The sequence below is a fragment of the Pseudomonas sp. CMR5c genome (assembly GCF_003850545.1).
Lineage (GTDB): Bacteria > Pseudomonadota > Gammaproteobacteria > Pseudomonadales > Pseudomonadaceae > Aquipseudomonas > Aquipseudomonas piscis.
Genome location: NZ_CP027705.1, coordinates 5,749,304 through 5,763,007, shown reverse-complemented (window position 1 = coordinate 5,763,007; position 13,704 = coordinate 5,749,304). Strand labels below are relative to the sequence as shown.

General features: G+C 65.5%; 10 protein-coding genes. 6 read left to right on the top strand and 4 right to left on the bottom strand.

Going from position 1 to position 13,704, the window contains the following annotated elements; genetic code table 11:
- Positions 1 to 135: 135 nt before the first annotated feature.
- Positions 136 to 1,836 (bottom strand): acid phosphatase, encoded by a 1,701-nt coding sequence (acpA, locus tag C4K40_RS26590; protein ID WP_053132121.1) that lies wholly within the window; start codon positions 1,834 to 1,836, stop codon positions 136 to 138.
- A 188-nt stretch (positions 1,837 to 2,024) separates the two neighbouring features.
- Positions 2,025 to 3,443 carry a short-chain fatty acid transporter gene (locus C4K40_RS26585; RefSeq protein WP_053132119.1) on the bottom strand — a complete coding sequence of 473 codons (1,419 nt, stop codon included), beginning with the start codon at positions 3,441 to 3,443 and terminating at the stop codon, positions 2,025 to 2,027.
- 115 nt (positions 3,444 to 3,558) lie between these two features.
- On the opposite strand from C4K40_RS26585, the gene C4K40_RS26580 reads away from it, so the two are divergent.
- Together C4K40_RS26580 and C4K40_RS26575 are read left to right on the top strand one after the other, a co-directional pair.
- Positions 3,559 to 3,792 carry a Pathogenicity locus gene (locus C4K40_RS26580; protein WP_053132117.1) on the top strand — a complete coding sequence of 78 codons (234 nt, stop codon included), beginning with the start codon at positions 3,559 to 3,561 and terminating at the stop codon, positions 3,790 to 3,792.
- Positions 3,793 to 3,880: 88 nt separating this feature from the next.
- Positions 3,881 to 5,197 carry an MFS transporter gene (locus C4K40_RS26575; RefSeq protein WP_053132115.1) on the top strand — a complete coding sequence of 439 codons (1,317 nt, stop codon included), beginning with the start codon at positions 3,881 to 3,883 and terminating at the stop codon, positions 5,195 to 5,197.
- A 15-nt stretch (positions 5,198 to 5,212) separates the two neighbouring features.
- Here C4K40_RS26575 and C4K40_RS26570 read toward each other — a convergent pair whose 3' ends face one another.
- Positions 5,213 to 5,632, bottom strand: a complete 420-nt coding sequence (locus C4K40_RS26570; RefSeq protein ID WP_053132113.1) for a lysozyme inhibitor LprI family protein — start codon at positions 5,630 to 5,632, stop codon at positions 5,213 to 5,215.
- Between the two features lie 211 nt (positions 5,633 to 5,843).
- On the opposite strand from C4K40_RS26570, the gene C4K40_RS26565 reads away from it, so the two are divergent.
- Positions 5,844 to 6,740, top strand: coding sequence for a cation diffusion facilitator family transporter (locus C4K40_RS26565; protein ID WP_053132110.1), 897 nt, complete (start codon positions 5,844 to 5,846; stop codon positions 6,738 to 6,740).
- Between the two features lie 9 nt (positions 6,741 to 6,749).
- Here C4K40_RS26565 and C4K40_RS26560 read toward each other — a convergent pair whose 3' ends face one another.
- The gene (locus C4K40_RS26560; protein WP_053132105.1) at positions 6,750 to 7,424 is read right to left on the bottom strand and encodes a heavy metal response regulator transcription factor; all 675 of its coding nucleotides are present in this window, start codon (positions 7,422 to 7,424) and stop codon (positions 6,750 to 6,752) included.
- A gap of 382 nt (positions 7,425 to 7,806) precedes the next feature.
- Here C4K40_RS26560 and C4K40_RS26555 point away from each other — a divergent pair, with 382 nt between their 5' ends.
- The 3 genes from C4K40_RS26555 to C4K40_RS26545 all read left to right on the top strand — a co-directional run bounded on the left by C4K40_RS26555 (position 7,807) and on the right by C4K40_RS26545 (position 13,666).
- On the top strand, positions 7,807 to 9,075 hold the full coding sequence (locus tag C4K40_RS26555; RefSeq protein ID WP_053132101.1) for a TolC family protein: 1,269 nt from the start codon (positions 7,807 to 7,809) through the stop codon (positions 9,073 to 9,075).
- A 199-nt stretch (positions 9,076 to 9,274) separates the two neighbouring features.
- Positions 9,275 to 10,504 (top strand): efflux RND transporter periplasmic adaptor subunit, encoded by a 1,230-nt coding sequence (locus C4K40_RS26550; protein ID WP_022640941.1) that lies wholly within the window; start codon positions 9,275 to 9,277, stop codon positions 10,502 to 10,504.
- 27 nt (positions 10,505 to 10,531) lie between these two features.
- On the top strand, positions 10,532 to 13,666 hold the full coding sequence (locus C4K40_RS26545) for a CusA/CzcA family heavy metal efflux RND transporter (RefSeq protein ID WP_053132098.1): 3,135 nt from the start codon (positions 10,532 to 10,534) through the stop codon (positions 13,664 to 13,666).
- The last annotated feature ends 38 nt before the right edge of the window (positions 13,667 to 13,704 follow it).

Genomic DNA, 13,704 nt, shown 5'->3' with positions numbered 1-13,704 from the left:
CTGAAACGAATAAGAGGCGCGCAGGATATTACCCGGCAGGGGAATGGGTAAAGAAAATGATGTCACATGGCTATTATAGGGGCGCGCCAACCATTGCCGCCCCTGGTTGGCGGCAATGGCGCACCGGGGGCCGGGTCAGGTCTTGAAGTGCAGGGCGTTGGTCAGGTCGCCCATGGGCTTCTGGCCACGAGCGACCATGGCCTGGTCGCGCTCCTTGAGGCCGTCGAGAGTCTCGAGTTGGAACACCCGGGTGATCAGCCGCAGGACCGAGGCGGTGTCATAGACCGTATGGTCCACCGTGCCCTTGCGGGCGAACGGCGAGACCACCAGTGCCGGGATCCGCGTCCCCGGGCCCCAGCGGTCGCCCTGGGGCGGTGCGACGTGGTCCCACCAGCCGCCGTTCTCGTCGAAGGTGACCACCACCACCATGTTTTTCCACTGCGGGCTCTCGCGCAGCACCTTCAGCGCCCGGTCCAGGTGCCGGTCGCCGGCGGCGACATCGGCATAACCGGCGTGCAGGTTGAGGTTGCCCTGGGGCTTGTAGAAGGTCACCGCCGGCAGCTTGCCGGCCTCGGCGTCGGCGAAGAACTTGTTGCTGCTCGACTCGTCGCCCAGACCGCCGTCACGCAGGCGCTTGGCACGCTCGTCCGGGTTCTCCGGGCCCTGGCGCACGAAATAGTTGAACGGCTGGTGGTGGTACTGGAAGTTGGGGATCTTGGGAATCCCGCCGGAATCCTTGAACTGCTCCAGGGTGGCCTGCCAGGCGCCGCCATACCAGGCCCAGTCGACATTCTTCTTCGACAGCTTGTCGCCGATGTGTTCGTGGGTCTGGGGCACCAATACGCTGGGCAAGTCGGGCTTGGCGTAGTCCGGGCGGTCCGGGTCGCGGATCCAGGTCGGCCAGTAGGGCGGGGCCATGGTGTTGACCGCGTAGCCGTCCGGGGTCAGCGCGCTGGGGCCGAATTGCGGTGCACCGTCCATGGCGCTGGCCGGGGATTTCTCCAGGGGCTTGAGACGGGTGCCCTTGGGATCGTCGCCCTGCAAGGTGGCGATCTGCGACTTGGCCACCGAGTTGGCTGCATCCGGGTAGAACGGCGCCCTGGCGCTGATCAGGTACTGGTGGTTGAGGAAGGAGCCGCCGAAAGCGCCCTGGAAGAAGTTGTCGCACAGCACGAACTCCCGGGCCACGTCCCACAAGCGCAGGGAGTAGCGGGTCTGGGCGTAGTAGCCCATGGGCAGGGCGCCGGAGTCGGCCCAGGCGACGAAGCCATCGTTCTTGCCGCCGTTGATCTGCATCTGGTTCTGGTAGAACACATGCCACAGGTCGCGGGTCACCAGGCCCAGGGGCAGGTCCTCGCCCTGTGGTCCCTTGAGGGGGAATGGGGCGTTGGGCAGGTTTTCCTGGAACTGGCTTTCCACCGGATAGGTAACCCCATCCAGGGTCTGCGGACCGACTTGCAGCAGGCCGCCCCAGATCGGCGGCAGCTTGTCGAGCAGGCGGCCATCGCGATCGCGTTGTTGGAACGCCTCGGACTTGAGGGCCGCCAGCGGCTGCTCGACCCCGGGGAAGTTGGCGAACAGGTTGTTGAAGCTGCGGTTCTCGGCGTAGATCACCACCACGGTCTGCACCTGCTCGCGCAGCGCCTGGTCCAGTTCGGTGGGCGACAGCGGGCGCTCATCGGGCTTGCACTGGGGGGCGCCGGTCTTGCCGCAAGCCGCCAGGGTGGCACCGACGCCCAGCACCGCGGCCCCGCCCAAAAAGCGCCGGCGGCTGGTGCCTGTGGGGGGCTCGGCAGCGTTTTCCTTGGTGTCACGCGGGTCGGTATCGTCGCTCATGGCGGCTCCTTGCTCGTCTGTCCGGGTAATCGTTACAAAGTATTTCGCAGGCACGGTAACAACCGAATATGACAAAAAAGCTACAGCGACGCAGGGGTGGGTTGGCTTCGGTGGAACCGCTCAAGCCCGGGCTGTGCCGGGAGTTATCCACAAGCCGCGCAGGGCGGCTTGTGGAGCCTGGGCGATGCTCAGGGGGTCATGGGTGGCAGGTAGGCCATTGTCGTGCCCAGTGCCCAGAGCAGGATCAGCACCAGGGGCGTATGTACCAGCAACTGGACGAAGGAGAAGCCGATCAGGTCCCGGGCCTTCAGGCCCAGCACGCCCAGCAGCGGCAACATGTAGAAGGGGTTGATCAGGTTCGGCAAGGCCTCGGCAGCGTTGTAGATCTGCACTGCCCAGCCCAGGTGGTACTGCAGGTCGTTGGCCACCTGCATCACGTAGGGCGCCTCGATGATCCACTTGCCGCCGCCGGAGGGAATGAAGAAGCCCAGTACCGCCGAGTACAGGCCCATCAGCAAGGCGTAGGTATCGTGGGAGGCGATCTGCACGAAGAAGGTCGAGATGTGATGGGCCAGGGTCTGGCCGTCCACGCCCTTGACCACGGTCATCAGCGCCGCGATGGAGCCGTACAGCGGGAACTGGATCAGCACCCCGGTGGTGGTCGGCACCGCCCGGGCCACGGCATCGAGAAAGCTGCGCGGGCGCCAGTGCAGCAGGGCCCCGGTCATCAGGAACAGGAAGTTGTAGGTGTTGAGCCCGGAGATCGCGGTGATCGCCGGCTTGGTGGCGAACTCGTGATACAGCCAGCCGGCGGCCAGCAGGGCCAGGAGGATGATCAGCAGCGGGCTGTGTTCCAGCCATTCGCCTGGGCGGGTGCGTGGTTGCGCCTTGGGCAGGCTGAAGCTGGGATCGACCCCGCAGGCCTGGGCGTCACGGGCGCTGCCGGGGCCGGGGGCGGTGGCGTAGGCAATCACCAGCGACACCACCACCAGCGCCAGCAGCAGTACGCCCGACTGCCAGAGGAAGATGGTCTGGGTGAAGGGGATCACCCCGGTGATGGCCAGGATCGAAGGCGGCAGGCTCCCGGGGTTGGCCTGCAATTGCGCGGCCGAGGATGACAACCCCAGGGCCCAGACCGCACCCAGGCCCAGGTAGGCCGCGGCGCCGGCGGCGCGGTAGTCCATGCGCAGCTCGGTACGCCGGGCCAGGGCCCGGACCAGCAGGCCGCCGAACACCAGGGACAGGCCCCAGTTGAGCAGCGAGGCGAGCATCGAGATCAGTGCCACCCAGGCTACCGCCGAGCGGCCGTTGGCCGGGATGCGAGCCAGTTTGTCGATCAGTTTCACCGCTGGCGGCGAGCTGGCCACCACATAACCGCCGATGACCACGAAGGCCATCTGCATGGTGAAGGGGATCAGGCTCCAGAAACCGTCGCCAAAGGCCATGGCTGCATCGGTGGGCTTGGCACCCATGGCCAGGGTGGCCAGGGCGACGATGATCACCGCCAGCGCGGCGAACACCCAGGAGTCGGGAAACCAGCGCTCGGCCCAGTTCGAACAGCGCAGGGCGAAGCGGGCGGAGCGGCTATCTTGAATATCGGCGGCCACGTGGATACCTCGTGTTTTCTTATGTTTGTAAGGAGGTCGGCCGCTCCGGGCTGGGGCGGTCGAGAACTGTGCAAGAATGCGGCAATTGCCACGTACTGCAAAGGATTGAACGCACATGACATTTTCCCCCGAAGAACGCGCCGCGCTGCTCCAGGTCAAGGGTGTGGGACCCACGGTGGTGGGGCGCCTGGAGCAGTTGGGCATCGCCTCCCTGGCCGAGCTGGCTGGCGCCGACGCCCTGGATATCGTGACCCGGGCCTCCTCCTTGGTGGGTTCCAGTTGCTGGAAGAACAGCCCCCAGGCCCGCGCGGCGATCCAGGCCGCCATCGCCCTGGCCAAGGGCAACTGAATCTGCGCCCGGTGCGGGGAACGGCTTGTTCCCCGGGACTTTTGCGTAGACCATGGCGCCCTTGTCTTGTGCCACCCGAGTTGCCCTCATGACCCTTGCCAGCGAATCGACGGCGCGTTTTTCCCGCGCCGACTACAGGACCCTGGGCCTGGCCGCCCTGGGCGGGGCCCTGGAAATCTACGACTTCATCATCTTCGTATTCTTCGCCCTGACCCTGAGCCAGCTGTTCTTCCCACCGGAAATGCCCGAGTGGCTGCGGCTGTTGCAGAGCTTCGGGATCTTTGTCACCGGTTACCTGGCCAGGCCCCTGGGCGGCATCCTCATGGCCCACTTCGCCGACCGCCTGGGGCGCAAGAAGGTCTTCAGCCTGAGCATCCTGATGATGGCGCTGCCGTGCCTGCTGATCGGCAGCATGCCCACCTATGCCCAGATCGGTTATTTCGCGCCCTTGTTGCTGCTGGCGCTGCGGGTCCTGCAAGGCGCCGCGGTGGGTGGCGAGGTGCCCAGTGCCTGGGTGTTCGTCGCCGAGCATGCTCCCCGGGCCCATCGCGGTTATGCCTTGGGGTTTCTCCAGGCCGGACTGACCTTCGGCTATTTGCTGGGGGCGTTGACCGCGACCCTCCTGGCCCAGGTCTTCAGCCCCGAGGAAATCCTCGACCACGCCTGGCGCTATCCCTTCCTGCTCGGCGGGCTATTCGGCGTGATCGGTGTCTGGCTACGTCGCTGGCTGGGCGAGACCCCGGTGTTCATGGCCCTGCAGCAACAACGCGAGAACGCCAGCGAACTGCCCCTGCGCACGGTGCTGCGCGAACACCGCCTGGCGATCCTGCCAGCCCTGATCCTCACTTGCGTGCTGACCTCGGCGGTGGTGGTGTTCGTGGTCATCACCCCGACCATGATGCAGAAGAGCTTCGGCATGAGCGCCAGCCACACCTTCGCCCTGAGCAGCCTGGGCATCGTCTTCCTCAACCTCGGCTGTGTCCTGGCGGGCCTGCTCGTCGACCGCCTGGGGGCCTGGCGCACGGTGATGTTCTACAGCCTGCTGCTGCCCCTGGGGATCGCCGTGCTCTACGGCTGCCTGATCAACGGTGGCGCCTGGATCGGCCTGGCCTACGCCATCGCCGGCCTGGGGTGCGGCGTGGTGGGGGCCGTGCCGTCAGTGATGGTCGGGCTGTTCCCGGCACGGATCCGCGTCTCGGGGATTTCCTTCACCTACAACATCGCCTATGCCCTCTGGGCCAGCATCACCCCGTTGCTGTTGATCGCCCTGATGCCCTGGAGCCCTTGGATCTGCGTGATCTTCTGCGCGGTGATGGGGGCGATCGGGGCAGCCAGTGCCGGGTATTTCGGCACCCGGGTCGGCGAGGCCCGCCGGTCCCAGGTCCAGGAAGCCGGCTGCTGTTGAGCTGACGGCCTGGCTTCAGTCGACCAGCAACTGGTCCAGGTAGTGACTGCGCTCGTTGCTCAGGCGGGTTACGCAACGGTTGATCAAGGTGGTGTGGGCCGGTTTGCCCGGCTCCACGTCGACCGCCTCCAGCACGCAGGTGCTGTCGCGGTACTTGATCCAGGCGCGCTGGGCGTTCTTCAGCTTGCCCAGGTACTCCTGCTCCTGGAGCAGGTTGCCGGGATAACGCTGGTGGACCCGCTCCAGCAGCGCCTGGTAGCTCTGGTTGAGAGCGCTGTCGGCCAGCTCCTTGTCTTGCTGGGCACAGCGATCGACCTGCTGGCTGTATTGGATGTGCGCGCAGTCCAGGGCTGCTGCTCGCGCTGGCAGCCAAGCGCCGCCGGCGCCGAGCAGCAGGGCGGTGGCCAGAGCGAAGATCCGGGGCTGGCGAGGCATGGCGATCCCTTGGGCGAAGAATGAAGCGGGCATTCTACAGGGCCGCGGCCGGCACAAAAGCGACATGAGCGCGCGGGCCGCGAGTGGTCCTGGTGGCACGCTGGATAACCGGCAGATAACAGCCCGATGACAATTCGCCCGGCCGAGCCTGTCCGTTGCTCAACCGGACTATCATCAGGCCGAGGTTTTCCACCACACCGCAGGAGGCTCCATGGGCGCAGGACACAGTCACGGACAGGTACGGGCCGGGCACGAACGCAAATTGTGGATGGCCCTGGGGCTGACCGGCAGCTTCATGATCGCCGAGGTCATCGGCGCTTTCGTCACCGGTAGCCTGGCGCTGTTGTCGGATGCCGCGCACATGCTCACCGATACCCTGGCGCTGGCGATATCCCTGGTGGCGATCCAGGTCGCCAAGCGCCCGGCGGACCGCAAGCGCACCTTCGGCTATGCGCGATTCGAAATCCTCGCCGCGGCCTTCAATGCCCTGCTGTTGTTCGTGGTGGCCTTCTACATCCTCTTCGAGGCCTGGCAACGCTTGCAGGCACCGCCCGAGATCCAGTCCACGGGAATGCTGGTGATCGCAGTGCTGGGGCTGATCGTCAACCTGATCTCCATGAGCCTGCTGGCCTCCGGCAGCAGCCAGAGCCTCAACGTCAAGGGCGCCTACCTGGAGGTCTGGAGCGACATGCTCGGCTCGCTGGGGGTGATCCTCGCCGCACTGGTGATCATGTACACCGGCTGGGGCTGGGTCGATTCGCTGGTGGCCGCGGCCATCGGCCTGTGGGTGCTGCCACGGACCTGGACCCTGCTCCGGGAAAGCACCAACGTGCTGCTGCAAGGTGTGCCCGAAGGCATCGATATCGACCAGGTGGAGCAGGGCATTCGCGGCGTGCCAGGGGTCAGCGATGTGCACGACCTGCATATCTGGGCCCTGACCAGCGGCAAGAACGTGCTCAGCGCGCACCTGGTGGCCCAGTTGGGCAGCCGTGACGAGCAGGCGATCCTGGCCGAGGTCAGCGAACTGGTGCAGGAGCGTTTCGAGATCGCCCACGTCACCTTGCAGGTGGAGCAGTCAGGCTTTCACGAACAGGCGCACCAGCACTGAGGGTGGCCCTCAGTCGCGCTCCTCGAGCACATAGCCGACACCGCGCAAGGTATGGATCAGCTTGCGCTCGAAGGGGTCGTCGATCTTGGCCCGCAAGCGGCGGATCGAGACCTCCACCACATTGGTGTCACAATCGAAGTTCATGTCCCAGACGAAGGAGATGATCTGGGTCCGCGACAGCACCACGCCGCTCTGGCGCATCAGCAGGTGCAACAGGGCGAACTCCTTGGTGGTCAGGTCGATTCGCTGCTTGCCGCGAAAGGCCCGGTGCCGGCCCTGGTCCAGCTCCAGGTCGGCGACCCGCAGCACATCCGGTACCGGCGACTGCTCGCTGCGGCGCATCAGGGTACGGACCCTGGCCAGCAGTTCGGGAAAGGCGAACGGCTTGACCAGGTAGTCGTCGGCCCCCAGGTCCAGGCCACGGATCTTGTCCGCCAGCCGGCCCTGGGCGCTGAGCATCATGACCCGGGTATTGCTGAACTGGCGGATCTGGTCCAGCACGCCCCAGCCGTCGATCTGCGGCAGGTTGACGTCCAGGATCACCAGGTCGTAAGCATGCTGGCGCGTCAGGTACAGGCCATCGGCGCCGCTGTTGGCGCAGTCCACGATATAACCACTTTCCGTCAATCCCTGTTGCAGGTAGTCGGCAGTCTTGAGTTCGTCTTCGATAACCAGGATGCGCATATTGAGGAAGTTCTCTGCAATTGATATTGGTAGTCGACAAACACTGGAAAGTTATTATTTAAGTTGTGGGCAAGTTGTCGTTGGTAAGTTTTTAAGTTGCTTGTGGAACTTCTCTTTGTGGGCGTGGAAGTACCGTGGGCCTTGGCTTTGTTGATGGGATCTTAATACAGAAGCCTGGGCCGTAAACCTTGATTACAGATTTGTAATTTTTGCGCCACCCTGCTGATAAGGACCGAAAGTTAAAGTTGGCCGATCTTGAATATTTCCCTGTCGACAAGTACAGCGGTGTAATTCATATCGGTCGAATAACCATTTTATATGTACCGGTATATACCGCCGTGCCTGCGCCAAGACTTCGTTTCAGCAAGGGTCGGAACCTGATATGCCGAATTTCCCGAGAATCTGCGCCCGGGCCGCAAGGCGCTGTTGCACGGCTTTATTACTGGTCCTGGCGGGGCAAGCCGCGAATGCCGCCGGGCAACCGGTGTTGAGCCTGGACAGCGCCATGGCCAAGGCTTTTGCCAACAATCCGGAACTGGCCGCTGCGAGCTGGGAGATCGATATAGCCCAGGGCGCCCGCCAGCAGGCCGGGCTGATTCCCAACCCGGTGCTATCCACGGATATCGAGAACACCAAGCGCGGACAGGGCACCACCTCGGTCAAGCTCACCCAGACCCTGGAACTGGGGGGCAAGCGCGGCGCGCGGGTGGAGGTGGCCAGCCAGGGCCAGAGGCTCGCGGACCTGGAGCTGGATCGGCGGCGCAACCAGTTGCGCGCCGATGTACTGGACGCCTACTACGCAGCGCTGCGGGCCCAGGAGCGCACGCAACTGGCCGGGCGCTCCCTGGCCCTGGCCGAACGCGGTCTTGCCGTGGCCCAGGGGCGGGTCGGTGCCGGCAAGGCATCGCCGGTGGAGGCCACCCGGGCCCAGGTGCAACTGGCGGAGATCCGCCTGGAACTCAATCGTGGCCAGTTGGAGCAGGACAACGCCTATCGGCAGCTGGCCAGGGTCACCGGTAGCGCCAGCGCGGACTTTTCCGCGGTGCAGGAGCAGTCCGGGGGCGTCACTGCGCCGCCGGCGCCGGCGCAGCTGTTGAATCGCCTGCCCCAGACTGCGGAGCTGCGCCTGGCAGAGCAGGAGATCGCCCAGCGCGAGGCGTCCCTGGACCTGGAAAAGGCCCAGCGCATTCCCGACCTGGATATCAGTATCGGCAGCCAATACGACGCCAGCAGGAACGAAGACGGCAGCAAGAAGGACCGGATCAACCTGGTCGGCCTGTCGATGCCGTTGCCGTTGTTCAATCGCAACCAGGGCAACGTGCTCTCCGCCGCGCGCCGCGCCGACCAGGCCCGGGACCTGCGCAACGCCACTGAACTGCGCCTGCGTACCGAGACCCGCCAGGCCCTGGAGCAGTGGGAAACCGCCCGGCGTGAAGTGCAGTCGTTCAACCAGACCATCCTGCCCGCCGCCCAGAGCGCGGTGGACAGTGCCACCCGTGGCTTCGAGATGGGCAAATTCAGCTTTCTCGAGGTGCTCGACGCCCAGCGCACATTGATCGGCGCCCGCAACCAGTACCTGGTGGCGGTAGCGCAAAGCACGGATGCCTGGGTACGGATCGAGCGTATCTACGGCGACCTCAGCCGCTGGTGAAACCCTGGCTGCGGGGCCTCGTGTACTTCGCCCTGTTGCTGCTCAGCGACTGCGGCAGGGTGCCTCCGGCCAGCAGCCACGAGCCCCCCCGGCACTGGTGCGTGCACGAGCTGCACCGGGCCCTGGAGAAGTTCTTCTTTCCGTCTACTTCGTAAGGCCGCGCCTGCGCCGCCGACCCTCGACATTTTCAGGAGCATCCATGGACAAAAAACGCAGCCTTGTTGTGGCCATAGTGGCGGTGGCCGGCCTGGGGCTGGCGGCCTCGTTGCTGCCGGGCCTGTTCAATCGCCAGGCCCCGGCCACAGGCCAGCCTTCAGCGTCCACGGCGCCCGCCGGGCATGGCGAGCCGGGGCATACCGAGCAAGGGCACGGCGAACAGGGCCATGGGGAGGAGGGCCACGAAGGCCTGGTGGAACTCGATGCCCAGCAGATCGCCGCGGCCGGGATCGAGCTGGCCGAGGCCGGCCCGCGGCGTCTGGATCGCCTGCTCAGCCTGCCGGGGGAGATCCGCTTCGACGAGGACCGCACCTCGCATATCGTGCCGCGCGCCGCCGGGGTGGTGGAGTCGGTACAGGCCAACCTCGGCCAGTCGGTCAAGCGTGGCGACCTGCTGGCGGTGATTGCCAGCCAGCAGGTTTCCGACCAGCGCAGCGAGCTGGCGGCGGCCGGCCGGCGGGTGGAACTGGCCCGTACCACCTTCGAGCGTGAGCGTCAGTTGTGGGTCGACCAGATCTCCGCCGAGCAGGACTACCTGCTGGCGCGGCAGACGCTGCAAGAGGCCGAGATCGCCCTGGGCAACGCCCGGCAGAAGATGGCGGCGCTAGCTGGCAGTGCCCAGCTGGCGGGGGGCAACCGTTATGAAATGCGTGCACCGTTCGATGGCGTGGTGGTGGAAAAGCACCTCAGCGTCGGCGAAGTGGTGGGCGAGACCACGGCGGCTTTCACCCTGTCCGACCTGTCCCGGGTCTGGGCGACCTTCGGCGTATTCCCCAAGGACCTGGACAAGGTCCGGGTCGGCCAGTCGGTGAATGTCAGCTCCAGCGAACTGGGCTCCCAGGTCCGCGGGCAGGTGGCCTATGTCGGCAACCTGCTGGGGGAGCAGACCCGCACCGCCACGGTCCGGGTGACCCTGGCCAACCCCAAGGAGACCTGGCGCCCGGGCCTGTTCGTGGCGGTCGAGGTGGCCACCGCGGCCGTCGAGGTGCCGGTCAGCGTGCCCCAGGAGGCGATCCAGACCGTGGAAGAACGGCCTTCGGTGTTCGTGCGCGTGGCCGAGGGTTTCCAGGCTACGCCCGTGGTGCTCGGGGCCAGCCAGGATGGGTTCGTGGAAGTCCGCGAAGGCTTGGCCGCCGGCGCCCAGGTCGCCACGCGCGGCAGCTTCACCCTCAAGTCCGAACTGGGCAAGGGTTCGGCCGAGCACAGCCACTGAACAGGCCCTAGCGGAGAGTGACTATCCATGTTTGAACGCATCATTCAATTCGCCATCGAGCAGCGCATCATCGTCCTGCTGGGGGTACTGCTGATGGCCGGTATCGGCATCGCCAGCTACCAGAAGCTGCCGATCGACGCCGTCCCCGACATCACCAACGTCCAGGTGCAGATCAACTCCGCGGCGCCGGGTTTCTCGCCGCTGGAGACCGAGCAGCGCATCACCTTTCCCATCGAGACCGCCATGGCCGGCCTGCCCGGCTTGCAGCAGACCCGCTCGCTATCGCGTTCGGGCCTGTCCCAGGTGACGGTGATCTTCAAGGACGGCACCGATATCTTCTTCGCCCGGCAACTGGTCAACGAGCGCCTGCAGGTGGCTCGCGAGCAACTGCCCGAAGGGGTGGAGGCGCAGATGGGGCCGATTTCCACCGGGCTGGGAGAAATCTTCCTGTGGACCGTGGAGACCGAGGAAGGCGCACGCAAGGAAGATGGCACGCCCTACACCCCAACCGACCTGCGGGTGATCCAGGACTGGATCATCAAGCCGCAGTTGCGCAATGTTCCCGGGGTAGCCGAGATCAACACCATCGGCGGCTTCGCCAAGGAGTACCAGATCGCTCCTGATCCCAAGCGCCTGGCGGCCCACCGCCTGACCCTCACCGACCTGGTGACGGCCCTGGAACGCAACAATGCCAACGTCGGTGCCGGCTATATCGAGCGCAGCGGCGAACAGTTGCTGATCCGTGCCCCGGGGCAACTGGCCTCCATCGACGATATCGCCAACATCGTCATCAGCAGCAGCGACGGCACGCCGATCCGCGTGCGCAACGTGGCCCAGGTGGAAATCGGCCGTGAGCTGCGCACCGGCGCAGCTACCGAGAATGGCCGTGAAGTGGTGCTGGGCACAGTGTTCATGCTGATCGGCGAAAACAGCCGCGCGGTGTCCCAGGCGGTGGCCAAGCGGCTCGAGGAAATCAATCGCACACTGCCCGAGGGCGTGGTGGCGGTCACCGTGTACGACCGCACCAACCTGGTGGAGAAAGCCATCGCCACGGTGAAGAAGAACCTCTTCGAGGGCGCACTGCTGGTGATCGTCATCCTGTTCCTGTTCCTGGGAAATATCCGCGCGGCGTTGATCACCGCCCTGGTGATCCCGCTGTCGATGCTGTTCACCTTCACCGGCATGTTCAGCAACAAGGTCAGTGCCAACCTGATGAGCCTCGGCGCCCTGGACTTCGGGATCATCGTCGACGGTGCGGTGGTGATCGTCGAGAACGCCATCCGCCGACTGGCCCATGCCCAGCAGAGCCACGGGCGCATGCTGACCCGCTCGGAGCGCCTGCATGAAGTCTTTGCCGCGGCCAAGGAAGCCCGGCGCCCACTGATCTACGGCCAGTTGATCATCATGGTGGTGTACCTGCCGATCTTCGCCCTCACCGGTGTGTCCGGGAAGATGTTCCACCCCATGGCCTTCACCGTGGTCATGGCCCTCCTGGGGGCGATGATCCTCTCGGTGACGTTCGTCCCGGCGGCCATTGCGCTGTTCGTCACCGGCAAGGTCCAGGAGAAGGAGAACCTGGTGATGCGCAACGCCAAGCGTGGTTATGCACCGGTGCTGGACTGGGTGATGCAGCGGCGCGGGCTGACCTTCGCCCTGGCCGGCGCGGTCCTGGTGGGCAGCGGCCTGCTGGCCAGCCGCATGGGCAGCGAGTTCATCCCCAGCCTCAGCGAGGGCGACCTGGCCCTGCAGGCCCTGCGGGTGCCGGGCACCAGCCTTTCGCAATCGGTGGACATGCAGCAGCGCCTGGAGAAGACCCTGCTGGCCCAGGTGCCGGAGGTAGAGCGGGTGTTCGCTCGCACCGGCACCGCGGAGATCGCCTCGGACCCGATGCCGCCGAACATTTCCGACAGCTACGTGATGCTCAAGCCCAAGGCCCAGTGGCCAGACCCGGGCAAGTCCCGGGAGGCGCTGATCGCCGATATCCAGCGCGCCAGCGCCATGGTGCCGGGCAATGCCTATGAGTTGTCGCAGCCGATCCAGTTGCGTTTCAACGAACTGATTTCCGGGGTGCGCAGCGATGTCGCGGTCAAGGTCTTCGGCGACGACATGGCGGTGCTGAACAAGACTGCCAACGAGATCGCCAGCGCCTTGCAGGGCTTGGCGGGCGCTTCGGAGGTCAAGGTGGAGCAGACCACCGGGCTGCCGGTGCTGACCATCAATATCGACCGTGACAAAGCCGCGCGCTATGGCCTCAACGTCGGTGATGTGCAAGACACCATCGCGGTGGCCGTGGGCGGGCGCCAGGCCGGAATCCTGTATGAGGGCGATCGGCGCTTCGACATGGTGGTGCGCCTGTCCGATCAGTTGCGTACCGACATCGATGGGTTGTCGCGGTTGTTGGTCCCGATCCCGGCGACGGCCGGCAGCGTCAACGGGCAGATTGGTTTCATCGCGCTGTCGGAAGTGGCCAGCCTGGACCTGGTCCTGGGGCCCAACCAGGTCAGCCGGGAAAACGGCAAGCGCCTGGTGATCGTCAGCGCCAACGTGCGCGGTCGGGATATCGGCTCCTTCGTCGAGGAGGCCACGACCCTGATCGCCGACAAGGTGAAGGTCCCGGCGGGTTACTGGACCACCTGGGGCGGCCAGTTCGAACAGTTGCAGGAGGCTTCCCAGCGCCTGCAGGTGGTGGTGCCGGTGGCCCTGCTGCTGGTGTTCGGCCTGCTGTTCATGATGTTCAACAACCTCAAGGACGGGCTGCTGGTGTTCACCGGCATTCCCTTCGCCCTGACCGGCGGGATCATGGCCTTGTGGCTGCGGGACATTCCGCTGTCGATCTCGGCGGGGGTCGGTTTCATCGCCCTGTCGGGGGTGGCGGTGCTCAATGGGCTGGTGATGATTGCCTTCATCCGCAACCTGCGGGAGGAGGGGCGGTCGCTGCCCATGGCCATCCGTGAGGGCGCCCTGACCCGGTTGCGTCCGGTACTGATGACGGCGTTGGTGGCGTCCCTGGGCTTCGTGCCCATGGCCTTGGCCACCGGCACCGGCGCCGAGGTGCAACGCCCCCTGGCCACGGTGGTGATCGGCGGCATCCTGTCCTCCACCATCCTCACCCTGCTGGTACTGCCCGCGCTGTACCAGTGGGCCCACCACCGGGAGGAGTGATGCCTGTGTGATCGCTCCCGGGAGTGGCTTCGTTTAGC